The sequence below is a fragment of the Rothia sp. HMSC064D08 genome (assembly GCF_001809525.1).
Taxonomy (GTDB): domain Bacteria; phylum Actinomycetota; class Actinomycetes; order Actinomycetales; family Micrococcaceae; genus Rothia; species Rothia dentocariosa.
Genome location: NZ_KV797895.1, coordinates 376,652 through 400,467, shown reverse-complemented (window position 1 = coordinate 400,467; position 23,816 = coordinate 376,652). Strand labels below are relative to the sequence as shown.

Genomic DNA, 23,816 nt, shown 5'->3' with positions numbered 1-23,816 from the left:
AGACCTCGATTTCACCTTGCAAAATCAAGGATTTCACCAATATTTTAAGAGTAAAACTTTATGTGTAAATCTATTTTTAGTACAAACTGTATAAAAATATTTTGAGTTGAAATACTTTCAAGATGCACTTTTTCAAAACACCCTATATTCTATTTTTTGATGGCGAGTTCAATCACAAATTCGCCATCACATATATTCACTCACACATAACTGAACATAGGACATTTCATGTCACTCATCGAACACCCTACGGTGAAGCGGGCCCGTATGGCGGCGCTGAGCGTGGCGGGTATCGCATCCCTGATGGTAGGGCTCTGCGCACCGTCCGCTCACGCCGCACCCGCATCACCGGTATCAACGAAGACCGGAGTTCCCGCAGCAGCACAGGCTGAGGATATTCTGACTGCAACCTCGGCGCAGCAGCAGGAACAGGGCTATGACCGCTTTATCATCAACTATGCCGATCACGCCAAGAACGACCTCGATATCGCGGGGCTGGAATCTGGCGAATACTCCGAGTTTGTGCCCGAACTCTACCAGGGCATCGAGAAGAGCGTAAATTCGCTTGATGAGCTCCTCGGCGTTAAAACCACCTATGTGCGTGATACCGCGCAGAATGATTCGGTGGTCTCTCTATCGAAGCCGCTGAATGCGCAGCAGGCAAAGCAGTATATGCAGACGCTCGCCGAGAACCCGCAGGTGGACTCGGTCGAGCCGGATCTCAAACGCCAGCCCACCGGTACCCTCCCCGGCTCGGATAAGGTCGATTTCAACGATCCTAAGATGTCACGCCTGTGGGGTTTCACTGCCATCAAAGCCGATTATGCGCTAAAGCACGCGGGAGATCACCAGGTAACCGTTGCCGTGATCGATACCGGCGTTACCAAGCATTCAGACCTGGATGAGAATGTGCTGCCCGGCTACGATTTCGTTTCGGATGCCTCCGCTGCGCGCGATGGCAACGGACGCGATAACAACCCCCAGGATGAAGGCGACTGGACCACTGAAGGGCAGTGCGGCTCTGGGGCAAAAGCCACCAATTCAACCTGGCACGGCACCCATGTTTCGGGAACTATAGCGGCCGTTGGCAACAACAAAATCGGTATTGCCGGGGTAGCCCCGAAGGCCAAGATCGTGCCGGTGCGCGTCCTGGGTGCCTGCGGCGGCTACGATTCAGACATCATCGATGGGATGATCTGGGCATCCGGTGGGTTCGTGAGGGGCGTACCCGCGAACCAGCACCCAGCGCAGGTTATCAACATGTCTTTGGGCGGTGCCGGAAAATGCTCGCGCACCTACAACCGTGCCATCGAGTCCGTGAACAAGCGCGGCAGCATCATCGTGACCTCCGCCGGAAACTCAAATCAGAATGCTTCGGCTCAAATTCCCGGCAGCTGTGACGGCGTGATTAACGTGGGCGCAAGCAACCCTGGAAATTCACGTGCACTCTACTCTAACTACGGCTCGACCGTTGCCATCAGCGCCCCCGGCGGCGATTTTAGGCAGTCGGGTGTGGGCGTTCTTTCGTTGGTGAATAAAGGCAAGACTGTTCCCGAAAAGGAAGATTACGCCGAATATGAGGGTACCTCGATGGCGGCTCCTCACGTTGCGGGCGCGATTGCCATCATGCGGTCAAAATACCCGAATCTGAGCTACGAGAAGGCTCTGGATATTCTGAAATCCACCGCCAACCCGATCACCTGCGATCGTGACTATTGCGGCGCCGGCATTATAGATGCAGCTAAGGCAATGGATAAGGTCGATGAGCTCGTAGAATCGGAGAAACAGCCGAGCCCCGCACCAACTCAGCCTGCACCGTCCGAACCTTCTATGCCTGAGCCTGCGCCGTCCGACAGCTCTACTCCGGCACCGGCTGAGACCTCAAAGCCCGCGCCTGCACCCACACCTACCCCAACGCCTGCGCCGAGCAAGCCTGTACGCCCGATTGCGCCCCCGCCGTCGAAGCCTCTGCCCACGCTGCCTCCATATGAGGAACAGCTGCCGGTTCTGCCGATCAAGCCCAAGCCCGCGCCAAAGCCTACCAAACCCGCACCGGTTGAGACTCCTAAGCCGAGCCCGGCTCCTGTGGAAACCAAGAAGCCCACGCCCGCACCTTCGGAGTCTTATAAGCCAGCGCCTCCTTCATGGTGGTACTGGTACGATTACCCGGGTCAAGGCTACTACTCCCCCAGCCCCTGGTACGATCCCTGGTCGGGATACGGCGCATGGAATCGCTGGGATCACGGATACGGTTCTTGGGGCGGTTGGGGATACCACCGCGGACACCGTGGAAGCTGGCACAACACCTCGTGGATGTACCGTTCAGGGCATCCGTGGTGGGCATCGTACCCCTACGGCTGGGGTAACAGCTACCGCGGCTACGGCTACTATAACGTAGGCTACCGCTACTAAAATCCCCTGACGGATAACGCATAAAAAGGCTCTTGATATACGTCAAGAGCCTTTTTAGTAAGAAGTGAAATAGAGAAAATATGTGCAATTTTAAATCTACATAAAATTTTACTTTATATGTGATGCATGTATATGATATAGGACATCATACAAATCTCATCCATGCTCAACACACGGGGTTTTTATTTGAGTAATTGATGAGGGCAATAACCGCATCGCGCCTGTCTGCTCTACACAATATGTAGCGGCTATGAGGCATGATACGGTGCTGCGCTGCTATGAGGCATCGTAGCCTCACAACCTTGAATATCTGGAGAAACCCCATGAGTACACATAGCCTTTTGCGGTCAAATATCCCTTTGAGACGCACAGTATTCGCGATAGGTGCGAACCAGCTGTCAGACGCTATGTCTTATATAAGTGTTCCCCTAATCATGCTGTTCCTCACCGGCTCCCCCGAAAACGCGAGTCTTGCCCTCTTTGCTACAGGTGTAACACGCATACTGGCGAGCTTCCTGACTGGAGTTATTGTCGACAGATATAAGCCCACATACACTCTTACGCTTTCATGCATGGGGCAGTGCATCACCTGGATAGTCCTAACCCTGTGTGTTCTCGCAAACGTCGGTTCTGTTCCAATTCTGATAGGCATCCTGTGCGTGATGGCACTGGCATCATCGTTCGATTACCCCAGCGAGCAGGCTATTATCGCACGGGTGGTGCCTACCAAACAGCTCGGGTACGCCTCTGGATTAGGAGAAACACGAGAATCTGCCGCGAACCTAATTGGCAGCCCGTTAGCGGGTCTACTCGCCTCCACTTCTTTGATTCTGACCGCTTGCGTGCACGCGTTCGTCAATTTCACAGCTTTTCTGGCGGCACCTAGTTCATCTACTGTTGTGCATGCCGAGCGTAAGCACCGGCAGGCAGGCAGTGAAACTACGGTGTCCGATACTGTCATCGATACACAATCTACCGGATTTTTTGCCGACCTCGCCCAAGGGCTCATGTATGTTGTGAAGAACCGTGTTCTTGTAGCGATCGCATCTGTAGCCTGCTGCGCGAACTTTGCCGCAACAGGACTGCCACTCGTCTTCATCTATTATTACGCGGAACAGGGTATTGCGGCCTACAGTATCGGTATTTTTGCCTGTGTTTTTGGTGCCGGAGTGCTCTTAGGGTCCCTAACAGTCGGGTGGATGACGGAGCGTTTCGCCTTAGGAACATTGGGTGTGCTGGCGGTCGGGATGATGGTCATATGCTACATGACAGCGGCGTTCACCCACGACTATTTTTGGATAACCTGTGCGCTGATGCTTATTTCGGGAGTGCCGCTTCCTGCCTTCAATTCCAGTATCGTCGCGTATATCAATGCTTCGACTCCGGTAGACATGATAGGACGTGTACATTCGGCGCAGGGCATCCCGAATATGCTTCTAGCTCCTGTGGCGGCATTGCTTGCCGGCATCATGTATGTGCAGTGGGGGATTTCCAGAACGGTTCTCTTTTACGGATCGTTTATGGTTTTGGCTTTGATCCTGATGCTCTCACAAAGAAGTCTTCGCACACTGCCTAAACTTTCGGAAATGGCCCCGGCTTCTGACTAAGTAATCTATGTTCCCCCTCCCTATAAAAGGCTCATTATTTGAATAATGAGCCTTTTATAGGGAGAGACCTACGCCGCAGGATGTTCTACAAAGAATGCGTGGCAAGCTCGCGTGAGCGCTCGTTTTGCTCCGTAGTCTGCGGAGGCAGTGCCGGCAGGAAAACCCACCGACGCTGCACCGCGAAACTGAGGGGAATCAAGGTCAGCTCGGTCAGGATCTTCGCCACGATGAGCATGACCCCGAGAGCGGTGAGAACCTCCATCAGCGCAGCATTTGCAAGCAAAATCCCCACCGCTAAAATCGCATAGCGCCCCAGGGACACCGCCCGCGAGGGGCGATCGGCACCGTCGTTCATGAGCATACGGTTAATACTGAAATTCGTCAGCGCCGAGATAATGCGCGCCAGCACAATCGCCGGGAGCAGAGCAAAACCCACGCCTACGAGGGCAAAGAGGGCGAGCGCATCCACGATAAACCCGGTGCAGGAAGATACTAAGAATCCCAACAGCGGCGCGTAGATTCGTGCGGAATCGCGGATCGGGCGGAAATGACTGCTCGGGTTCCCCGGCTCATATACTTTCACGATGGGCAGCTCAATAAGCTCCACCCCGGCCCGGCTAGCACGAAGCAGCATTGAAAACTCGTATTCGTATTTATCGCCGCGCAGGCTGAGAGCCCAATCAATCATCTGTGTGGTAAACCCGCGAAGCCCCGTCTGGGTGTCGGCAATGCGAGTGCCCGTCGCCAGCGTAAAGAACCCAACAGTAAGTGCATTACCCACCCGGGAACGCAGAGGAACGGTGGGCTCGGTGAACTCGGCGCGAGTATCCGGCAGGATGCGTACCCCCAGCACGAGGGCACGCGTACCGATGCTCGCCATTCGCTCGGTTTTAGCGCCCACCCGCAGAATATCGCGGGGTAAATGCTGCCCGTCAGCATCCGCCGTTACCACAATGTGATCGGGCCGATGCGCCCGTGCCCACGCCAACCCGGTGCGCAGGGCCGCGCCTTTTCCGCGGTTTGCAGGGTGGGCAATAATCGTGACGCCCCGAATCGCCAGCTCGGTAAAGATCGGCACGTAGGTGCTTCCTGAGCCGTCATCGACCACCAGGATTTCGGCGTGCGCATCCAATTCTGTAATCTGCTCCGCTAACTGCACGAGAGATTCATCCGGTTTATAGGCGGGTATCAGGATTATCATGATGCGCTCCCGGCGATGTACAGAATATCGCTGGTTCCGCGTTCTTTGGTGCCGCCCATCGGTTTATTGACTAGCTGGTTGTTGAAGACCATCACCGAGGATCCGCCGCCGTCTAGGTTATAGGCGCTTACACATCCGAGTTCCTTGAACATATAGGCAAATTCGGGCGTGGTAACTCCGCGCGAATACCCGTCGGAACGCCCATCGACCACGATAAATACGAGGTGGTTCTGCCCGAGCACGCCCACACCGGTACGCGGCTGGTTGCCTTGAATGGAGTGGTTGCCGAAGTTGGTATCGACCTCAACCTGATCGATGCCGCTGACAACCTCTGAGTCCCGCACGAGTGCTGGCCCGAAGGAAAGCGTATTCCAGACACCTTCGTTGAGGAGCTGCTGCGCGTTCGTGCCGGTTTCGTCGTAGAGTTTGACGGAGCCGTCTTGATAGAACGCGAGCCCTTCACGGGCGCCGGAATCACGGTATGCCACACCGTTGCGAATGACGATGCCGGTGTCACGGAACCCGTAGTAGTCGCCGTTAATCGCCCAGATGCCGTTGTGCTGCGCGGCGATATTGGAGGGCGTATCGATAATGTTTTGCCCGAATTTGTTGTTGGCGAAGGCTCCGCGCAGCAGGGTCATGGCGTTGAGTTTGATCTCTGCGGCAAAGGAAACGACCGCGTTGTTGCCGCTTCCTTCGGTGGATTTGGTAATGGTGATAGAGCCTTCGCTGGCGCTCAGACCATCAGAGGTGATCTTAACGTTGGTGAGTTCGCTGGGGCTTGAGGCACCGTCAGATGATGAATTATTATTCTTTGCTTGTTGTGATTTTTCATAGGCTACGGTGTCGTCAATCTGCGTATGCTCGGCAAGATAACGATTATATGCCCAGCCAGCACCAACACCTGCGACGGAAAGGGTACCGAGGCCGCCTCCTAAGAGAACGCGCCTAGTTACTTTCTTTTTCTTGGGTTTCTGGGATGTTTCAGAAGCCTCTTCGACCTGTTCGGCCGGCAGTGTTGCAGTAGTATTTTCGTTCTTCATGATTCTAGAATGCGTGGCATTTCTCGTTTTAAAACATGAAGAAGCTATGTTTTAGCTATGTATGAGTATTCATTTCCGGGGGTTGTCTCACCATGCGCATATACTCCACACAGTTTGATGCTTTAGATGCCAGACCGTCTTCGTCCGATTTCTATTTCGCGGGTTATCGTGTATCGGGCGACTTAAATAACCGTAAAATGCACAATAACCCTCAAAATAGACCTGCCGCCTCTGCGTGATACACACTTACGCACCGGTGAGGTTATCGAGGTGCCGCTTTGTGACGGAGTCGAAAAGATCAAGGCTCTGTGCGGAGCGTGCTATCAGCTGCGCGCCCTGCACCGTGCAAAATAAGGACTCCGCCTCTGCCTGCGCGTGCTCGGGATCGTACCCGGCATGCTCAAAACGCTCGGCGAGCCAGCGAATATTCTTAGCCTGAAAGTCTGCGGTGTTAATCTCGGCAGGCTCACGGTTTTCAGCTTGGGCGCGCAGGGGCACGAACGTTGCGTTGATATGCGTTCCCCGTTTCGCCGTCTTCTTTTCCTCTTCAGCATCATAAGCGGATGCGCTCTGCCCCAGGGATTCCAGCGCCAACATTGAGCAAAGGCAGAGTTTATAGCCCTGTTCCAGGTTCGCACGGTAGGGCCTCATATAGGCTTCGAGTTCTTCGCGGAGGCTGTGTGCCGCATCCACACCCTGGCGCAGCGTCTCAAAAAAGTCTGTGCTGTACTTTTCGAAGGCTGTACGCACGAGATCGGATTTCACAGGGAAATAGTAGTGAATGCTGGGTTTTTTGATGTTCATTTTGCGCGCTATATCTGCGTAGCTAAAAGCGTTGACGCCGTTCCTTTGGATATAGTCGGTGGCTATGCGCACAATATCATCTTTAGTTCCCATCATTCTCTCCTTATGTGATCGTTAAAATCCCCTCGACCGTTGGAGCGGGGGCTGCGATGCGAATTCGCCTTGTCATCACTGCGGTAACCGAGGACAATTCCCGCGAGTGCGATTTCATTGGCGGGAATATCCAGGTGGGCACGGACCTTATTCGGGTATTGTACATTTTCGTAGGTGACACTATCGTATCCATACCGCAGGATGCCCGCCAGCATCAGCAGATGCGCAAACAAGCCAACATGAAAACCCGTAGGCCGCTCAAGCACGCCCGCAGAGTATATAAAAAACCGGCCCAAGCCACCCTGCAGGGTGCTTAAGCCGGTTCACGTATGAGCGTAACGCTAGGGCTCTACCGCTACACCTCATCATCATATTTGGCATATTTCTCCGCGTATGCCGAGTAATCATCCTCATCATCATAGCGACGAGAAGATGATTCGGAGGATTTAGTGTTCTTAGCGTTGAGCTCGCGCTCAAGTGCACTGTAGTCGGTCTCGGGGCTGAAGTACTTCATCTCCCGAGCCTGCCGTGTTGCCTTAGCCTTCTGACGGCCGCGCCCCATGGCGTGACCCCCTCTTTCCTCATGTCCGCAGCCACCACACCCAAGGCGCGCATAACCCACGGATCGCTCTCTAGTCTTTCCTATGTTCTAGGGTACCTTGTTTTACCCCTCAATGTCTTGTTGATTGACAGATTCATGCTCAGAAAATCTATCGAATCTTCAGTTTCTTCGCCCAAAACCCGGCGAATTATGCATAAGGTTTGGGCTCCACCTCGCGCATTATACGCTGATGTGGAGCCCAAACCTTTGTAGGAGCCTTCTATAAGAGCCGCGCGTAGCAACCCATCTCTACAAGCCCGAGACTCAAAGATTTTATCCCCAAGCCCCTGGGAACAACCCGCACTAGCTGGCTGTAAAGCTACCTAGCTCGGTCGCACCGGATGCCAACGACGCTGCGTTGGAGTCCACAGCCGATGTTGTAGTGTACACCGTGTAACTCTGACCCTTGACGATCGATGAGCTAGAGACGAGAACCAACTGCACATTCGACTTGGTGACTTTATAGTTAGCCACCACCTTACCAGATGAATCCGCTACTTGAACCGTGGATCCTTGCTCAAATCCGGAACTATTGGTCAGTTTCAGGTAGCCGCTCGTCGAGTTGGTGGAGGGAGCCTCGAACATATCTGCCGTGCTGCCGCTGAGAACCGTGGCACCGTTGAGGAGCAAGTCGCCGTTGGTATCCAGCGCAGCGTTACCGCCTTGGCTGGGACCGTTCACTATCAGCGTTCCTCCAGAAAGAGTTGTGACACCGTTCGAATCAATGCCGTCGCCCTCAGCATTGACGGTAATATTACCGCCGCTCACGTTGATTGCAGCATCGACAACCTCAAAGGTTCCGCCGCCACCACCGGGCATACCACCCTGCGGGGGCTGGCCCATCCCTTGCTGGCCGGTACCTGTAGTTCCGTTCTGAGACGTGCCGTCCTGGGCGTTACCGCCGGGCATTGCCGGAGGCTGACCCATGTTCTGGTTGCCTTGGTTCTGGGTGTTGTTCTGCTGCTGAGCTGTGCCTGAAGTTCCGTTCTGAGACGTGCCGTCCTGCGAGGTTCCAGACATCGCAGGAGGCTGTCCTTGCGGAGGCTGACCCGTCCCCTGCTGTTGTTGATTGGAGGTTTCGCTTTGCTGCCCACCCGGCAGGCTGCCCTGCTGCTGGTTGTTCTGCTGCTGATCGGCAGTATCAGAGGTGTTCGCGGATGAATCCGTACTCTCAGAATCGCTCGTCTTCAGCGAGGCATTCATGCCGTCATCCGCGCTCGTGACGTTTACATCGCCGCCAGAGACGTTGATGTACTGTGCCTCAATGCCTTCATCGGACTGTTCAACCGTCAGGGAACCCCCGGAAATTTCGACGACCCGAGAGGCTTTGAAACCATCATCGCCTGCATTCACGGTCACGGTACCGTTACTCAGACGGGTCCAGCCCTGCCCCTCATCGGTATCGTTAGTGGATTTGATGCCGTCCTGCTGCGCGGTCACGTTAATAGTGCCGCCTAGGATATCCACATAATCCTTGCCCTTGATACCGGTGTTCGCCGCATTGACCTCAAGAGTGCCGCTGGCAATCACAAGGCCGTCACTCGTGTGAATACCGTCTTCGTGGTTGCCGTTCACCTTCAGGGTGCCTTCACCCGCGATCGTCAGGTCGGCCTTGGAATAGACCACGGCATCCGGATCATCTTCCCCCGTTGCGGTGTAGTCTGCACCGTCGCTTATCGTATTGGTGGTGCCGGATGCGCTGTAAAGAATAACCTCGTCAGCGTTTACCACGTTCAGCGCGGCACCGCTGGAATTCGTGATGTTTGCGTTATCGAGAACGAGCCGAACCGCGTCGCTGTCAGCGGTTTCAACCTTGATCTGCCCCTGGTATTCGCCGGAGAGTTTGTACGTGCCAGCCTTCGTGATGGTCAAGGTGCCGTCTTCAACCGTAACGCCGTCCGTTGCGGTGGGGTTTGAAAGGTCAATCGCGGTTTCGGAAGAAGTGTCCCAGCTGAGATCCTGCTCCGAATAGTGAGTATCGACGTCGAGTTTTTCACCGCTTTTCACGTTGGTCGAGAATGACGAGCTGCTGGCGGCAGTGTCGGTGGCGGTTGCCGAGGATGTTGTCGCAGTCGTACCGACTGAGCTATCCGCCGCAGTCGTGCCAGAGGCGAGGGCGTTGCTTGTGGTTGAGCATCCGGTGAGCGCAAGCGCCGCGAGCAAAGTTACCGAGGTTGCCGAAGTCAGTATTTTTTTATTCATGGGGAAAGAATCACTTTCTATCTACACTGTTTGAGCAGTTTGTGAGTATTTTCAGGGTTTACATCCGAATTCTACGGGGTAACGGGTACCTGCCGCATCAAATTCACGGGTTCCTGCAGGCTCCTGATGTATGTGTCGTGTGATAGAAGTTGGATTTTCTGATGCATATTTGTGGCGTGCACCGCCACCCGCGCCGGAGTTTTGTGTGATGGTTTTATCCTGCGCAGGCTAAAGGTTGGAATAGGATTCTCTCCTCTCGTTATGTTTTACAGATCAGGGGTTGATGCCGTGAAAGTTCCACGTTCAACGGCACCAGGTGCAAGGGTGGTGGTCTTCGGATCCACCAGCGTGGGTGCTAGGTAAAGAGTGTATTCTTGACCCTTCACGATAGAGGGATTCGAGAAAAATACTTGTTTAACACCCGGAGTAATCACCCGGTAGTTTGCAACAACTTGTCCGGCAGAATCTACTGCCTGAACAGACTGCCCTTGTGGGAAAGTATCGTTATCTGCAATTCGCAGATACCCATTCGTGGAGTCGTCGATCGGGCGCTTGAAAAGCTCTACACCGCCGCCGCCAAATGAGATCCTGGCGTCGTTACTTACAGTAATGTCACCATTTGGATCAATAGGATCATTGGCATCGTCTTGAGGACCGTTGATTAGCAACTCGCCTCCTGTGTAGAACTCGTGTCCATTAGAGTCCATGCCGTCGGCACCCACGTTGAGGGTTACATTTCCACCGGTCATGTTGATCACGGTATCAATAACCTCTGTGGTATCGCGGGCACCACCCAAGGGTACGGGGCTGGCATCCGGCTGATCGCTGTCTTCCTTCTGATCCTCATACTCTTGATCGTTAGGCAGCTGGTCCTTGAGCGAGGCATTCACGCCGTCATTATTGCTGTTGATGAGCGTATTGCCGCCATGAATATTGACGTATTGCCCTTCAAGCCCTTCTTCAGACCCTTCGATGGTGAGCTTCCCGTCCAGAATCTCAAGGGTGCGCAACGCCTTGATGCCGTCGTCGCCAGCGCGAAGAACAGTGTCACCGCCAGCCACGCGTGCCCATCCAAGACCTTGTTTTTCGGTGTTGGTGGCTTTAATCGCGTCTTTTGCGGCTTCAATACGCAGGGTCCCGCCCTGAATATCCACGTAGTCCTTGCCTTTAAGCCCAGTCTTCGAGGAATTAACGTTGAGGGCACCGCCAGCAACAACCAGTCCTTTGGTGGTGTGCACCGTCTCGTCAAATTTACCGGCGATATTCAGCGTTCCATCGCCCGCAAGGGTTAGGTTAGCGGTTGAATAGATTGTAGAATCTGCCTCTTTTTTGCCCTGAACTGCGTATTCTGGGCCGTCGCTGAGGTTATTGGTGCTGCCCCGAGACGTGTAGATGACGGCTTCGTCGGCAGAGGCAACGTTAATAGCAGGTCCGGTCTCATTCGTGATGTTAACGCTGTCAAGAATGAGCTGAACTTTATCTGTCTTAGGGGCTTGAACCTTCACTTGCCCCGTATAGTCGCCAGACATACGGTAGGTTCCCCCCTTCGTAATCGTAATCGTGCCGTTTTGTTCGCTGACCCCATCGGTTGTGGTGGGATCTGCCAGATTGAGCGGAAGAACAGCATCCTGGTTCCAGGTCACGTCTTCTTGCGTAAAGTGAGTTTGCGCATTAATCTTTTCACCATTTTTGGTGTTCGAGGTGTATACGCCAGATTTAAGTTCCTTCCCCTGTTCCTGTGCGGTCACAGTGGCTTTGGAGTTATCAGGGTTCCCGCTAATGGCGCATCCGGCAAGTGCCAGCGATGCTGCAAAGGCGCATGTAAGAACAGATGTAAACCGGTTTTTGAACATCTCGAACGGGGTTCCTTATCTGTAGGGATTAAGTATCTCGGTAAAGATTGCCTCAACCATCCTACGCGAGAGGGTGGGGTTTCCAGAATGCCCTAACACGGTGAGCCTCTGGAAAACCCCACCCTATTCTTGTGCCGCGTTCTAAGACGTTACCCGCTCAGGTCTAGATCTAAGCGGCAGGTTCAAGCTGCATCCAACGTTGAATCGTGCGCTTCCACTTGTTCGCCGGTAGCTGAGGATTCAACGCAGCCATACCCGTAGCAAACTTAGAAATTTTGACGGGTCGGATGCCCGCACGCCACAGATACTTATCAGCGACTGAAGGTGCGCTGCCGGATTTCGTTTCGATAATCACCGTACCGGGTGCAGTATATTCGGTACCGACCTGATACTTGGTTGGTCCTTCACCGCCGTCTGCGGTGTACATGAGCGCGTTTTCTGAAAGCGGAGTCCAGGTGAGCGAAGTATCAATCGTGAGGCGAGAATCCACCGGATTCTGCTCGGACTGGGGCAAATATACAGTCGTACGACGGTACCCGGTGCGGATAACCGGCTCTAGGTCATCGACAGACGCATCCGTCAGCTGCTCAAGCGCGGTAGCTACATATTCCTTGCCTTCTGTAGTGAGCGTGTCACGGTTTTCGATAGAGTACGGAATACGTTCCTTGACCGTGAATTCACGAGCCCCTTCAGTCTTGACTTCCAAGAAGCTAAGGTCAGAATCCAGATAGCTGCGAGTACGTACCTTGAACCGGTTACGGCTGCCGATGGCGGAAGCCTTATAGCTCACCAGGTCAGGGGTGTCGAAGTATACAGAGTCATAGGCGAATTCACGCTGACCGTCGATTTCTAGGACGGCCGCCTCGTCGGCGGGAAGTTCAGCTAGGATAGATGCCGCATAATCTGCATCCACAATGTATTTGCGGTCCACACGGGTTTGCATAGCAGCTTTTTCGTTGAGTTCATCGAGGCTGATGCTCTGCCAATAGGTTGGCACGATAGACATGGTACTTTCCTCTCGGTGCCCGCTTCGGTGAGAAGACGGAGTATTATCTACCGCAGGGGTGTGCGTAGATTCCAAGGTCTGTGCGGCGCCACCCTGAAACGGGGTGTACGGCTGAGGTGCTTGGGGACTCATGGTAGGTCCTTTCAACGTGTGAGTTTTTAGGTGTAGTTTTAGGGGATATCCGCGAGATAAAGCCTAGGAAGCGTAGTATTCGTAGTTCGCGTTAAGGTGTTCTTGGAGTTGGGGAAGCTCTTTATAGGTGATAGTCACCTGTGTAGTGTCGTTGAGCAGGTCAAGCTCCAGGATCTTAGCGGAGACGACCTCGTACCCGAGGCGCGATTCCAGATAGGCTTTCAAGGTTCCTTCGTCGCTGATAGCGCGATCCACCGTGACGGTTTGGGTGCGCGGCTGGTTTTTCGCTTCAAAGATCGGTGAATCCAGTAGTGCGATGATTCCGACCAGTACCACCATGAGGATGAAGGCGATATATGGCGGGTCAAGCCGCACGCCGGAGATCAGACCTAGGGCGAGAGATACGAAGTAGTACCCGACCTCGCGCTGGCTTAGGGAGGTAGACCGCAGGCGGATAATGGAGAGAACGCCGAAGAGTCCTAGACCCATAGCGCCCGCAGTGCTTCCGGCATGTGCCAGGGCGACCGTTACGGTGAAGACACCGGCGTTGATAACCGCGTATGAAATCATGAGTTCACGGGTCTTATGACGAATCATGTACAGGGTGCAGAGTGTGCCAATCGCTACTAGGTCTGCCAGTCCCATCATCAAGATATCCATTGGACTCTCCGTTCCGTTTTGTGTGCCGTTATGTTCTTGTATTTCTAGATTCGCGCCCGTTCCTGTGTTCTTCCTGTGTCTGTCTTAACTTGTAGTTATGTATTTCGTGCATATCTACAAGTTCCCCGCGATTGCAGGGAATAAAGGATGAAGAACGAGACTCAGTACTACAAAAATGTGGTGGTATGCTCATAAAAATTCAGAATTTGCATATACGGAGCGTTAGCGCCTATCTAGAGGTCTTAAGGATGCGCAAAAGGCACATTCTGACTTAGATAACGTCTCCTATGCAAATCCTGATTGGTACGCTTTTCGATCCTTAATACTGCCGAACGGGGTCTCGTTGCAGAGGGCGGCTATCGACAGCTTTTTTGTGGAAACTATCTTCCTAGATTTTGAGGTTTTAAACAGCAAAATCCCCCGCTCCTCAATCATGAGGAACGAGGGATTCTATGTAGCCTCCGGCAGCTTCTAGAACCGCCCCGAGGACTTGATCATCTAATCTTTAGGCACGCTTGCGCTTACGCAGAGCAGCTACGGTTGCACCGCCCACGCCCAGAGCAACCATACCCAGACCTGCTACGGTCAGAGCACCGTTTGCACCGGTGTTAGCCAACTTGCCATTGCTGTTCGAAGAAGCGTTATTAGAGCCGTTATTGTTGTTATCCGAAACGTAACCTGCACCGCCGTTACCGTTGGATGCGCTACCCTGCTCGCCATTGCCGCCGTTGCTTTCGCAAGCTACGCCGTCATGATCGCTGTCGAGCTTCTCAGAGTATGCAGCGTCGCCGCGCTTAATGTCCTTGAAACCTGCTTCTTCAGCCTCTTTACAGGTAGCAAACTGGTGAGTTTCGGAACCGTTAGTCACCTGGGCGGTTTCGGTTGCGGCAGCAGATGGGGTGCTTGCAGCCTCCGCAGTGGTGGATGCGCTCGGAGTTGAAGCAGGAGTGGTTGCTTCAGGAGCCGATGAGGGGGTCGCAGTCGGCGTAGATGAGGGAGTGCTGCCGCCGCCTACGGCACCCATGCCGCCCTGGCCACCTTCACCGGGAAGGGAACCACTCTTCTCAGAAGCCACGACCTTGACCTTTACAGTCTCACTGCGCCGCACATCGCCAGCCTTTTTGCCGGTCAGAACGGTAATTTCAACATAGTCACGTTCTGCATAGGCAGCATTCCACTTGATGTTGCCGGAGACATTGCCCTGCGCGTCTGCTTCATAGGTACCCACGATGGCACCTTCACCATCTTTAAGCACCAGAGTGGAACCAGCAGAACCATCTTCGGTTGTATAGCCGGAGCCTTGGAAGGTCAACTCCTGACCTTCTTTCCATTCATTGGGGAAAGAAATCTTAGCTTCATCGCTGTGGGAGTGTTCCGAATTTCCCGGAACAGAATTAGATACAGAATTACCAGGAAGGGAATTAGTGGCAAATGCTGCCGGAATGGTAGTAAAACCGCCTACCAATCCGCAGCTCAGAGCTGCAACGGCACCGAAAGTAGCAATTTTTTTAGTTCTCATGCTTTATATACTACTCTCTCAAAACCCCGCCTTCGCCTCTATGACGCGGTTTGAGCGGATTTTTTAAAGAGAAATTATTAACACAGGTATTTTTGATAGATGTACTATTACCATAAACTTTAAATATCATCTTGAGGCTTTAACTTTAATGTTATTGCAGGCACCTTAAGTTCTATCTAGAAAATACTCTTGATAGTGAAAATCGGTATTTCCAACGCTTTTTTCTTTTGAGTAGCCCAAGGATTAGCAGGTTAGATATCGAGGCGATCCAGCATTTCTTCCAGTGCCTCCCCCACGCCCGTGCGCCACAGATAGGTGACGCGCGCATCCGCACGCCCGGGGCCACCGTTCATAACCGCCACGGGTTTATCCGCGCGCAGGGCATCAAGCACAATCTTGTAGCTGCTCATAACCGCGACCGAGGAACCCACCACCAGCACACCCGAAGAATCCGCGAGCATCTGCTGCTGGCGGGCCTTCCGGTCGGCGGGCACGGATTCACCAAAATAGACAACATCCGGTTTGAGTTTCGTCGAGCCGCAAGCCGTGCATCCCACCATCTGGAAGCTGCGAATATAGTCGTTATCGAGCTCAACATCGCCGTCAGGATTAACCTGCAATTCGGTACTTTCGAGGCGTTCCAGATACCCCGGATTTGCTGCATCCAGGCGGATATCCAGGCTCTCACGCGACTCACGCATTCCGCAGTCCAGACACAGAATTGAGGATAAATCGCCGTGCAGCGCTAGCACGTTCTTGCTTCCGGCACTCACGTGCAGACCATCAACATTTTGGGTAATCAAGCCATTCACCGCACCCGCATGCTCAAGTTCGGCGAGCGCATAGTGAGCACGATTCGGGGATGCGCGGCGCATGCGCCTCCACCCGACGTAAGACCGAGCCCAGTAGCGTTGTCGGGCGGCATCGTCGTAACGAAATTCTTGGTAGGTCATGGGCCGGTGGTCTAGGAGTGATCCGGAGGGTCCGCGATAGTCGGGAATGCCGGATTCGGTGCTAACCCCGGCGCCGGTAAGCGCCAGAACGCCGCCGATGCGGAGCATTTTTTCGATGCCCTCGGCGGCGTATAGAGGGTCATGCGGGGTGACGGTTTCGGTGACGACTCGTTCAATGGAGCGAATGGCGGCGCGATGCGCGGAGGCGATGAGTGTGCTTTTCTCGCCCGCGTCTGCGAAGTTCTGCGTATCGGTCCATTTTTCCATGTATCTAGTGTATGTCGGGAATATTTCTCTCCCCCAGTTAGGGACGGGCAACCTACCCCCTGCTCGGGTTCTCTTGATCACAAACTCCTATATACAAGACTAGTATTACTGATAGTATTATTAGTAACAGCAATAGTGAAAGGAAGCATCATGGCAACCCCAACTATCGACGCTATGATCCTGGGAGCTCTGCATGAGCACCCGATGAGCGCCTACGAAATGAACAAAATGATGGACCAGCGCGGAGTGCGCGGTTGGGCGCGCATCAGCTCACCCTCCGTATACCGCAACCTGGTGCAGCTCTACAAGCAGGGTTACGTGGAGAGCACTACCGTTAAAGACAGTGCTATGCCTGAGCGCACGGTCTACTCCATTACCCTCGAAGGCAAGGAACGTCTTCATGAGCTTCTCTACGATATTGCCTCCAGCCCGGCGCGCGTAGACTTCAACTTCGTCTCCGTCATCGCGAATATCCGCATGGTGGACGAGAAGATGGGGCACGAGCTGTTGCAGTCTATTGCCGATACCTACAGCGAATGGGCAGATCGGCTGGAACAGGCTGCCGCATCCATTGACGACCAAATAGAGGCAAAGGCAACCCTAGAGCTGTGTTCCGATACCTACCGACTTATTGCGGACTGGGCACGCAAATTCGAGAAGGATTTCTACCAGAATCGCAAGAAGTAAGGGCTGATTCTGCGCGTTAAAGACTGAGTTCTGGGAGCATAAACTATGCTCCCGCCTCGGGCAAAGATAAAAACACGGCTCGGAACGAAACCTTATACGTTATGTTTCATCTATAGGTATGACTGGGTTTCCTCGGAGTAACTAACCCTCCTTGAAAGTGCCTGTGGGGCAAGCAGTAGCATGAGTTTTATGTCAAACACTATGAAAACAATTGCTATGCTACGTTCCCTACCAATTTCTGACCCAGAAGCACTCATTGAGACTGAAATGCCCATCCCTGTTCCCGGGCCCCAGGATCTCCTGGTTCGAGTGAAAGCTGTCTCTATCAACCCCGTGGATGTCAAGGTACGCGCAGGTGCAGGAGTTCAGCAAGATCCTAAAATTCTTGGTTGGGATGCGGCAGGTATCGTCGAGTCCGTAGGGGAAAATGTGTCTGGTTTTGTCCCTGGCGATGAGGTTTATTACGCTGGTGATCTCACACGCCCAGGTTCAAACGCAGAATATCAGACGGTAGATTACCGTATTGTCGCTAAGAAACCTGCATCGCTGGGGTTCACGGAAGCGGCTGCCATTCCACTTACCGCAATCACTGCGTGGGAAACGCTCTTTGATCATATGGGTCTCACCAAAGACACTTCGGGTAACCTTTTGGTGATTGGAGGGGCAGGCGGAGTCGGTTCTATGGTTATCCAGTTTGCAAATGCACGAACTTCTCTTCGCGTAATTGCATCAGCCTCACGCCGAGAATCCGCTGAATGGTGCAAGAAGCTGGGAGCGGATGACATTGTGGATCACAGCAAAGATTTGGGACAGCAAGTTCAGGATCTTGGCGGTGCCGACTACGTTTTCTCTGCTTACACTGAACATCGTGAAGAGGATATTGCCTCTGCCATGAATCCGCAGAGTCAATTAGTTTTTATTGACGATCCTCAGACTTTTAACATTGGCGCTTTTAAACCTAAGTCGATCTCTGTGACGCCAGAATTTATGTTCACTCGTTCCATGTTTGCAACAGAGGATATGGCGTATCAGTCTGATCTGCTGAGGCAGGTAGCTGACATGATTGACTCGGGACAGGTTACGGGCACTCTCACCGAGACTTTAACAGGACTTAGTGTTGAGTCTTTCCGTGAGGGGCATCAGAAAGTTGAAAGCTCCCATATGATCGGAAAACTCGTCATCTCTTATTCTTAAACTCCCGTCAATGTGAGGAGGGGCTATCGTGCAGACGATAACCCCTCCTCATATATATTCTGCCGCTATTTCGTCGTATCGTACACGTCTTGTGCGTCAAGTACTTCTTGTTTATGAGCCTCAGACCATTGGCGAAGAACTTGTAAAGGCTCAATTAGGGTTTCACCCAATGGGGTAAGTTTATATTCCACAGTAACGGGTACGGTAGGAAAGATAGTCCTGCTCACTAAACCGTCGCGCTCTAATGTCCGGAGGTTCTGGGTCAGAACTTTCTGCGTTATGCCGGTGATGCTACGCCTCAACTCTGAAAAACGTTGAGGTCCCTGCTGCAGACGCCCGATAATAAGTGCCGTCCATTTATCCGCGATCCTATCGAGAATATGTCGGCACGGACAGTTCTTGTTGTAAACGTCAGCGTTATTCTCACAAGTATCCATGAGGGAACTATAGCATTTTGAAATATCTAGAAGCTTATGCAAACAGGCGTATCGGTCCTTAGCTCTGCAAGCACGAACTCCTCCGGGAGTGGAAAGTTGCAGCGGGAGCGTAATTTACGCTCCCGCTGCAACTTAGCATTCTGTTTCGCGCCGTGATGATTTAGTCGTCACGCTTGGAGGTCACCGACAGACCGTCCATCGCAACATCCGGGTTCACATCCACCTCTACGGTATCGCCATCGTGGATAGCGCCCGAGAGGATGCCCTTCGCCAGACGATCGCCGATCTCGCGCTGTACCAGGCGGCGCAGCGGACGGGCACCGAAGGCCGGATCGTACCCTGCCAAGCCCAGCCACTCCAGGGCGGCGGGGGTAACATCCAGGGTCAAGCGGCGGTCGGTCAGACGCTTGCCCATGCCCTGAATCTGCAGGTTAACAATCTGTCCCAGATGCTCGGAAGAGAGCGGCTCGAACATGATGATGTCGTCCAGACGGTTCAGGAACTCGGGGCGGAACGCCTGGTGAACCACCTGCATCGCCTTCTCTGTGCGCTCCTCAAACGGCATCTCCTGATCGACCAGATACTGCGACCCCAGGTTCGAGGTCAGAATCAGAATCACGTTGCGGAAGTCCACGGTGCGACCCTGACCATCGGTCAAACGACCGTCATCAAGCACCTGCAGCAGGATATCGAAGACCTCGGGGTGGGCCTTCTCAACCTCGTCCAGCAGCACCACGGAGTAGGGGCGACGGCGCACAGCCTCGGTCAGCTGACCACCCTCTTCGTGACCCACATATCCGGGAGGCGCACCCACCAAGCGGGATACACTGTGTTTCTCGCCGTACTCACTCATGTCGATGCGCACCAAGGCGTGCTCGTCGTCAAACTGGAACTCCGCCAGAGCCTTCGCAAGCTCGGTCTTACCCACGCCGGTCGGTCCCAGGAACAGGAAGGAACCAATCGGGCGGTTCGGGTCGGAAATTCCGGCGCGGGCGCGGCGAACCGCATCCGCCACGGCAACCACGGCGGCTTCCTGACCGATCAGACGTTCACCGATGCGCTTCTCCATCTCCAGCAGCTTCTCGGATTCACCCTGAAGCATGCGCCCGGCGGGAATGCCCGTCCAGGAAGAGATAACCTCGGCAATGTCGTCAGCCGTGACCTCTTCAGAGACCATAGCCTCGCCATGAGCCTCAGTTTCGGCGCGCTGAGCTTCCTCCAGTTCCTTCTCCTTGGCGGGAATTTCGCCGTAGAGCAGGCGGGATGCATCCGCCAGGTTGCCCTCACGCTGTGCCACCTCGGCACGCGAGCGCAACTCGTCGATTTCGCTCTTGAGATCGCCCACACGGTTCAAACCGGCCTTTTCGGCTTCCCAGCGGGCGTTGAGCGCATCCAGCTGCTCTTTCTTATCGGCCATGTCTTTGCGCAGCGCCGCCAAGCGTTCCTTCGACGCCGGGTCGGTCTCGTTCTTGAGGGCCAGTTCTTCCATGGTCAGACGGTCTACGGCGCGGCGCAGCTGGTCGATTTCCTCGGGGGCCGAGTCGATTTCCATGCGCAGGCGCGATGCGGCCTCATCCACCAGGTCGATCGCCTTATCGGGCAGCTGACGTGAGGGAATGTACCTATTTGAAAGTGCTGCGGCGGCAACCAGGGCGGCATCCGAAATTTGCACCTTATGGTGCGCCTCGTAGCGTTCCTTGAGCCCACGCAGAATACCGATCGTGTCATCAACACTAGGCTCACCCACGTACACCTGCTGGAAACGGCGCTCCAGGGCGGGGTCTTTCTCAATGTTCTCGCGGAACTCGTCGAGCGTAGTAGCACCAATCATGCGCAGCTCACCGCGTGCCAGCATGGGCTTGAGCATATTACCCGCATCCATGGAACCTTCTGATGCGCCCGCACCAACCACGGTATGCATCTCGTCGATAAAGGTAACGATCTGGCCTTCGGATTTCTTGATTTCTTCAAGCACGGCCTTGAGGCGTTCCTCGAATTCGCCGCGGTATTTAGCGCCCGCAACCATGGACCCAAGGTCAAGGCTGATCAGGGTTTTACCGCGCAGGGATTCGGGGACGTCGCCAGAGACCATGCGCTGAGCCAGCCCTTCGACCACAGCAGTTTTGCCGACGCCAGGTTCACCAATAAGCACGGGGTTATTCTTGGTGCGCCGCGAGAGCACCTGCACCACGCGGCGGATTTCGGAGTCTCGACCGATCACGGGGTCGAGTTTGCCTTCACGGGCGAGCGCGGTCAGGTCGGTTCCGTACTTTTCAAGGGCCTGGAAGGTGCCTTCGGGGTCCGGGGTATCCACGGTGCGGTCTCCTCGTACTTGGGGAATGGTCTCTTCGATAACTTTGGCAGTTGCGCCCAGGTTTTCAAGCGCGCGAGCGGTATCGCTATCGCCGCTTGCGATGCCCAGCAGCAGCATTTCGGTGGAAATATAAGTATCACCGAATTTCTGGGCGTGGGTCTGCGCGCTCTGAATAGCGGCGAGGGCGCTGCGGCTGAAGTTTGCGTTCTGCACAGATGCGCCAGATGCCTTCGGCAGCTTCTTAATCTCTGCGGATGCGGCTTCCGAAATGGCGTCGATATCGAGCCCTGCAGCCTTGAGAACCGCTACGGCAACGCCTTCTCGCTGATCCATCAGTGCTTTGAGGATGTGCGCAGGTTCGATGCTGGGGTTACCCGCTGTCTGCGCGTTCATATTAGCGGCGGAGAGCGCTTCTTGGCTCTTGGTGGTGAATTTTGCGTCCAAAACTGTGTCCTTTCGTGTGTTGTGCGGGGGCGCATCCTGCGCCTTCTTTTTACAGCTAACTTGAGTCTACTACACTCAATGTTTGGATGCAAGGGGTTACCGACGATTTTCCGGACCAAAATTCAGTGCTAAAAAAGGCTCTTGATACGAATAAAGCGTATTTTTTCGCCGCTTTATTCGTATCAAGAGCCTTTTAGAGCGCGGGATGAGAGGATACAGACTAGATCTCAGTCCAGGAAGTCATACGGGCTTTGTTGTCGCGCCTGCTCCTCCAAAACCTCGTCAGTAACACCCTGCCGCATGCGCGCCGAGCGCCTATTGGCGTTGAAAGCAATCACGGCGGCGGTAATAGCCATGGCAAAAGTCAAAATTCCGAAGGTATTCCCAAATCCTGCACCGTAGCCCACGTAATCGGCACCCGCGAGCGCACCAATTCCCGACACCGGCACCCCGGCACGGTAGTCGGGAATGAACATCCCAAAGAGAAATGCGAGCACCCAGCAGGCCCACACGGAAAATACGAATCCCCAGGATGCACCAACCCGAAGATGCTCGCCACTGGCAACGCGACGATGTGCATCACGAAACATCCACCATGCGCCCAGGCACAGAATCACGGCTAGCGCGGGACCGAATGAGATAGCAAAAATAGGCACGAGATCACCGGCGGCACCAAAGAGAGCACGGCCTACGGTAATCCAGGCGGCAGAAACAAACGCCATGGGGTAGGCGGCATAGAGGGTTGCAACCTGCATGACGGCAGGTGTGCGTGCGGCTAATGAGTTTACGTGCGGATGCGATCCGGAGTGCTCTGATTTTTCGTTCACTGTGCCATCTTAAACGGTTTGTGCCCCAGGCTGGGGCAGCACTCACCATGTCAGCGGGCTTTCTGCGGTAAATCCCGCATAAACCTAAACTTAAACCAAAAACTTTATTGTTATACTGAGCACCTCGGGCGCTCGCGGGTGCCCATACCAACCACAGCGATAAATATTGGGAGCCTACATGAAAATACTGGCTTTAGGAGCAAGCGGTCGCACTGGAAGCCTTTTCACCCGCAAAGCGTTAGAGGAGGGACACACGGTCACCGCCTATGTGCGTAACCCCGATAAGGCGGCAACGCTTTTGGGGGAACACCAGAACCTCATTATTGTTCCTGGTACCCTGAACGATACTGAGCGGCTCGCCACGGTTTCTTCCGGGCAGGATGTGATGGTTAGCATCCTGGGGCAGAAAGCTACGGTACGGGAGTTTCTATCGACCAAGTTCATGCAGAAGCACCTGCCGCTCATTATGGAAGCGGTAGTGGGTGCGGGTGTGAAGCACTGCGTTATTATGAGCGCCTACGGGGTGGGTAATACGGTACGGAGCGCATCTTTCTTAATGCGTGTAGTGTGTAAGACCATTATGCGCAGTATTTTTAGGGACCGCGTGAAGGCCGACGCTATGGTTACTAAGTATCAGCCGTATATTTCGCGGGCACTGCCGGGCAGGCTGACAGATAAGCCTGGTAAGGGCGGGGCGAAGGTGGTTGATGTGGCGAGTGTTGCGCGAGTTCCGGGTATTCCAATGATTGCTCGTGAAGATGTTGCTGATGCTCTGCTCAGTATTGCGGGAAACCCACTGAACGCGGGGACAGATTTTTTGGTGACGATTGATGACGTTGTCCTACGGGCTACCTAGAAATGCCCGGTAGGCTTAATCTATGACGAATAATTCTTCTTTTCCCGCCGCAATTCTTTTCGACCATGACGGCACGCTTGTGGATACCGAGCCGGTGTGGGCTGCCGCGAAGGTTGCTCTGGCGGCCGAGTTCGGCGGCACCTGGACCGAGCAGGATACCCTGGATTGTCTGGGGCTTTCCATGAAATTTACGCTCGACCGTCTGCGCGAACGCGGGGTTGATCTGCCGGATGAGCAGATTAACGAGCGCCTAGTTGCCAAGGTTCGTGAGGCGCTGGCGCATCAGCAGGTGGAGTTTCTGCCCGGTATTGAGCGTTTCCTGACCCAAGTGCGTGATGCCCAGATTCCGGCGGCGATTGTTACGAATGCGACTACGTCGATTGCTCAGCGTACAGCCGATGCCGCCCCGGAAGGAACGTTCTCGGTCGTTATTGGCAACGATGAGACAACGCATCCAAAGCCGGATCCGCAACCGTACCTTTTGGCGGCGCAGCGTTTGGGGGTTGAGCCTAGCCGGTGTGTGGCGCTTGAGGATTCGCCCTCCGGGGTGCGCAGTGCAACGGCGGCGGGCATGAAGGTGATTGTAGTGCCGGGCGAGCTTGAGGTTCCCGCCGAGCTGGGGCATGCCCGCATGTTACATACCGAGTTAACGTTGGATGCGGTGCGCGCCTTAGGCGAATAGCTGCCCGATTTTCGCATTCCTC

The 23,816-nt window shown here is 54.2% G+C and carries 20 protein-coding genes; 7 read left to right on the top strand and 13 right to left on the bottom strand.

From position 1 onward, the window contains the following. Positions 1–228: 228 nt before the first annotated feature. On the top strand, positions 229–2,412 hold the full coding sequence (locus HMPREF2625_RS04055; protein WP_246826649.1) for a S8 family serine peptidase: 2,184 nt from the start codon (positions 229–231) through the stop codon (positions 2,410–2,412). Positions 2,413–2,669: 257 nt separating this feature from the next. Next, the gene (locus HMPREF2625_RS04050) at positions 2,670–4,019 is read left to right on the top strand and encodes an MFS transporter (protein ID WP_256387824.1); all 1,350 of its coding nucleotides are present in this window, start codon (positions 2,670–2,672) and stop codon (positions 4,017–4,019) included. A gap of 85 nt (positions 4,020–4,104) precedes the next feature. On the opposite strand, the gene HMPREF2625_RS04045 is transcribed toward HMPREF2625_RS04050, so the two are convergent. The 3 genes from HMPREF2625_RS04045 to HMPREF2625_RS04035 all read right to left on the bottom strand — a co-directional run bounded on the left by HMPREF2625_RS04045 (position 4,105) and on the right by HMPREF2625_RS04035 (position 7,160). Further along, a complete protein-coding gene (locus tag HMPREF2625_RS04045; RefSeq protein WP_070522043.1) occupies positions 4,105–5,220 on the bottom strand; it encodes a bifunctional glycosyltransferase family 2/GtrA family protein in 1,116 nt (371 codons plus the stop codon). Further along, complete coding sequence (locus tag HMPREF2625_RS04040; RefSeq protein ID WP_070522041.1) at positions 5,217–6,263, bottom strand: phosphodiester glycosidase family protein; 1,047 nt, start codon at positions 6,261–6,263, stop codon at positions 5,217–5,219. Before HMPREF2625_RS04040 ends, HMPREF2625_RS04045 begins: the two co-directional genes overlap by 4 nt. A 246-nt stretch (positions 6,264–6,509) precedes the next feature. Continuing rightward, entirely contained in the window at positions 6,510–7,160 is a 651-nt protein-coding gene (locus tag HMPREF2625_RS04035; RefSeq protein WP_246826640.1) for a TetR/AcrR family transcriptional regulator, read from the bottom strand. A gap of 56 nt (positions 7,161–7,216) precedes the next feature. Here HMPREF2625_RS04035 and HMPREF2625_RS10860 point away from each other — a divergent pair, with 56 nt between their 5' ends. Next, a complete protein-coding gene (locus HMPREF2625_RS10860) occupies positions 7,217–7,477 on the top strand; it encodes a hypothetical protein (RefSeq protein WP_037231264.1) in 261 nt (86 codons plus the stop codon). A 38-nt stretch (positions 7,478–7,515) separates the two neighbouring features. On the opposite strand, the gene HMPREF2625_RS04025 is transcribed toward HMPREF2625_RS10860, so the two are convergent. The 7 genes from HMPREF2625_RS04025 to HMPREF2625_RS03995 form a co-directional block, all read right to left on the bottom strand. Continuing rightward, positions 7,516–7,722, bottom strand: a complete 207-nt coding sequence (locus tag HMPREF2625_RS04025; protein ID WP_013397806.1) for a DUF3073 domain-containing protein — start codon at positions 7,720–7,722, stop codon at positions 7,516–7,518. 342 nt (positions 7,723–8,064) lie between these two features. Further along, the gene (locus tag HMPREF2625_RS04020) at positions 8,065–9,963 is read right to left on the bottom strand and encodes a carbohydrate-binding domain-containing protein (protein WP_070522036.1); all 1,899 of its coding nucleotides are present in this window, start codon (positions 9,961–9,963) and stop codon (positions 8,065–8,067) included. A 266-nt stretch (positions 9,964–10,229) separates the two neighbouring features. Continuing rightward, positions 10,230–11,816, bottom strand: coding sequence for a carbohydrate-binding domain-containing protein (locus tag HMPREF2625_RS04015; RefSeq protein WP_070522032.1), 1,587 nt, complete (start codon positions 11,814–11,816; stop codon positions 10,230–10,232). Positions 11,817–11,985: 169 nt separating this feature from the next. Next, entirely contained in the window at positions 11,986–12,822 is an 837-nt protein-coding gene (locus tag HMPREF2625_RS04010; RefSeq protein WP_070522029.1) for a polyphosphate polymerase domain-containing protein, read from the bottom strand. 195 nt (positions 12,823–13,017) lie between these two features. Next, positions 13,018–13,614, bottom strand: a complete 597-nt coding sequence (locus HMPREF2625_RS04005) for a DUF4956 domain-containing protein (protein ID WP_004005538.1) — start codon at positions 13,612–13,614, stop codon at positions 13,018–13,020. 505 nt (positions 13,615–14,119) lie between these two features. After that, positions 14,120–15,133 carry an excalibur calcium-binding domain-containing protein gene (locus tag HMPREF2625_RS04000; protein WP_070522026.1) on the bottom strand — a complete coding sequence of 338 codons (1,014 nt, stop codon included), beginning with the start codon at positions 15,131–15,133 and terminating at the stop codon, positions 14,120–14,122. Between the two features lie 251 nt (positions 15,134–15,384). After that, positions 15,385–16,353 carry a Sir2 family NAD-dependent protein deacetylase gene (locus HMPREF2625_RS03995; RefSeq protein WP_070522023.1) on the bottom strand — a complete coding sequence of 323 codons (969 nt, stop codon included), beginning with the start codon at positions 16,351–16,353 and terminating at the stop codon, positions 15,385–15,387. Between the two features lie 150 nt (positions 16,354–16,503). Here HMPREF2625_RS03995 and HMPREF2625_RS03990 point away from each other — a divergent pair, with 150 nt between their 5' ends. Together HMPREF2625_RS03990 and HMPREF2625_RS03985 are read left to right on the top strand one after the other, a co-directional pair. Then, positions 16,504–17,040: a PadR family transcriptional regulator gene (locus HMPREF2625_RS03990; RefSeq protein ID WP_048752672.1), complete on the top strand. Its 537-nt coding sequence runs from the start codon at positions 16,504–16,506 to the stop codon at positions 17,038–17,040. 180 nt (positions 17,041–17,220) lie between these two features. Continuing rightward, complete coding sequence (locus HMPREF2625_RS03985) at positions 17,221–18,234, top strand: zinc-binding alcohol dehydrogenase family protein (protein WP_070522019.1); 1,014 nt, start codon at positions 17,221–17,223, stop codon at positions 18,232–18,234. Between the two features lie 65 nt (positions 18,235–18,299). Here the strand turns inward: HMPREF2625_RS03985 and HMPREF2625_RS03980 are convergent, their stop codons facing one another. The 3 genes from HMPREF2625_RS03980 to HMPREF2625_RS03970 form a co-directional block, all read right to left on the bottom strand. After that, positions 18,300–18,671: a winged helix-turn-helix transcriptional regulator gene (locus HMPREF2625_RS03980; protein ID WP_070522017.1), complete on the bottom strand. Its 372-nt coding sequence runs from the start codon at positions 18,669–18,671 to the stop codon at positions 18,300–18,302. A 160-nt stretch (positions 18,672–18,831) separates the two neighbouring features. After that, on the bottom strand, positions 18,832–21,429 hold the full coding sequence (gene clpB, locus HMPREF2625_RS03975) for an ATP-dependent chaperone ClpB (protein WP_013397814.1): 2,598 nt from the start codon (positions 21,427–21,429) through the stop codon (positions 18,832–18,834). A 227-nt stretch (positions 21,430–21,656) separates the two neighbouring features. Then, on the bottom strand, positions 21,657–22,256 hold the full coding sequence (locus HMPREF2625_RS03970) for a hypothetical protein (protein WP_070522014.1): 600 nt from the start codon (positions 22,254–22,256) through the stop codon (positions 21,657–21,659). Positions 22,257–22,434: 178 nt separating this feature from the next. Between HMPREF2625_RS03970 and HMPREF2625_RS03965 the strand changes: the two genes are divergently transcribed. Together HMPREF2625_RS03965 and HMPREF2625_RS03960 are read left to right on the top strand one after the other, a co-directional pair. Further along, complete coding sequence (locus HMPREF2625_RS03965) at positions 22,435–23,112, top strand: NAD(P)-dependent oxidoreductase (RefSeq protein ID WP_070522011.1); 678 nt, start codon at positions 22,435–22,437, stop codon at positions 23,110–23,112. A 22-nt stretch (positions 23,113–23,134) separates the two neighbouring features. Further along, positions 23,135–23,794 (top strand): HAD family hydrolase, encoded by a 660-nt coding sequence (locus HMPREF2625_RS03960; RefSeq protein ID WP_070522008.1) that lies wholly within the window; start codon positions 23,135–23,137, stop codon positions 23,792–23,794. Positions 23,795–23,816: the final 22 nt, after the last annotated feature.

Excerpts from the sequence above, each read along its gene's own strand:
- HMPREF2625_RS04055 (WP_246826649.1), top strand. The coding sequence starts at position 229 with ATGTCACTCATCGAACACCCTACGGTGAAGCGGGCCCGTATGGCGGCG.
- HMPREF2625_RS04050 (WP_256387824.1), top strand. The coding sequence starts at position 2,670 with ATGATACGGTGCTGCGCTGCTATGAGGCATCGTAGCCTCACAACCTTG.
- HMPREF2625_RS04045 (WP_070522043.1), bottom strand. The coding sequence starts at position 5,220 with ATGATAATCCTGATACCCGCCTATAAACCGGATGAATCTCTCGTGCAG.
- HMPREF2625_RS04040 (WP_070522041.1), bottom strand. The coding sequence starts at position 6,263 with ATGAAGAACGAAAATACTACTGCAACACTGCCGGCCGAACAGGTCGAA.
- HMPREF2625_RS04035 (WP_246826640.1), bottom strand. The coding sequence starts at position 7,160 with ATGGGAACTAAAGATGATATTGTGCGCATAGCCACCGACTATATCCAA.
- HMPREF2625_RS10860 (WP_037231264.1), top strand. The coding sequence starts at position 7,217 with ATGCGAATTCGCCTTGTCATCACTGCGGTAACCGAGGACAATTCCCGC.
- HMPREF2625_RS04025 (WP_013397806.1), bottom strand. The coding sequence starts at position 7,722 with ATGGGGCGCGGCCGTCAGAAGGCTAAGGCAACACGGCAGGCTCGGGAG.
- HMPREF2625_RS04020 (WP_070522036.1), bottom strand. The coding sequence starts at position 9,963 with ATGAATAAAAAAATACTGACTTCGGCAACCTCGGTAACTTTGCTCGCG.
- HMPREF2625_RS04015 (WP_070522032.1), bottom strand. The coding sequence starts at position 11,816 with ATGTTCAAAAACCGGTTTACATCTGTTCTTACATGCGCCTTTGCAGCA.
- HMPREF2625_RS04010 (WP_070522029.1), bottom strand. The coding sequence starts at position 12,822 with ATGTCTATCGTGCCAACCTATTGGCAGAGCATCAGCCTCGATGAACTC.
- HMPREF2625_RS04005 (WP_004005538.1), bottom strand. The coding sequence starts at position 13,614 with ATGGATATCTTGATGATGGGACTGGCAGACCTAGTAGCGATTGGCACA.
- HMPREF2625_RS04000 (WP_070522026.1), bottom strand. The coding sequence starts at position 15,133 with ATGAGAACTAAAAAAATTGCTACTTTCGGTGCCGTTGCAGCTCTGAGC.
- HMPREF2625_RS03995 (WP_070522023.1), bottom strand. The coding sequence starts at position 16,353 with ATGGAAAAATGGACCGATACGCAGAACTTCGCAGACGCGGGCGAGAAA.
- HMPREF2625_RS03990 (WP_048752672.1), top strand. The coding sequence starts at position 16,504 with ATGGCAACCCCAACTATCGACGCTATGATCCTGGGAGCTCTGCATGAG.
- HMPREF2625_RS03985 (WP_070522019.1), top strand. The coding sequence starts at position 17,221 with ATGAGTTTTATGTCAAACACTATGAAAACAATTGCTATGCTACGTTCC.
- HMPREF2625_RS03980 (WP_070522017.1), bottom strand. The coding sequence starts at position 18,671 with ATGGATACTTGTGAGAATAACGCTGACGTTTACAACAAGAACTGTCCG.
- HMPREF2625_RS03965 (WP_070522011.1), top strand. The coding sequence starts at position 22,435 with ATGAAAATACTGGCTTTAGGAGCAAGCGGTCGCACTGGAAGCCTTTTC.
- HMPREF2625_RS03960 (WP_070522008.1), top strand. The coding sequence starts at position 23,135 with ATGACGAATAATTCTTCTTTTCCCGCCGCAATTCTTTTCGACCATGAC.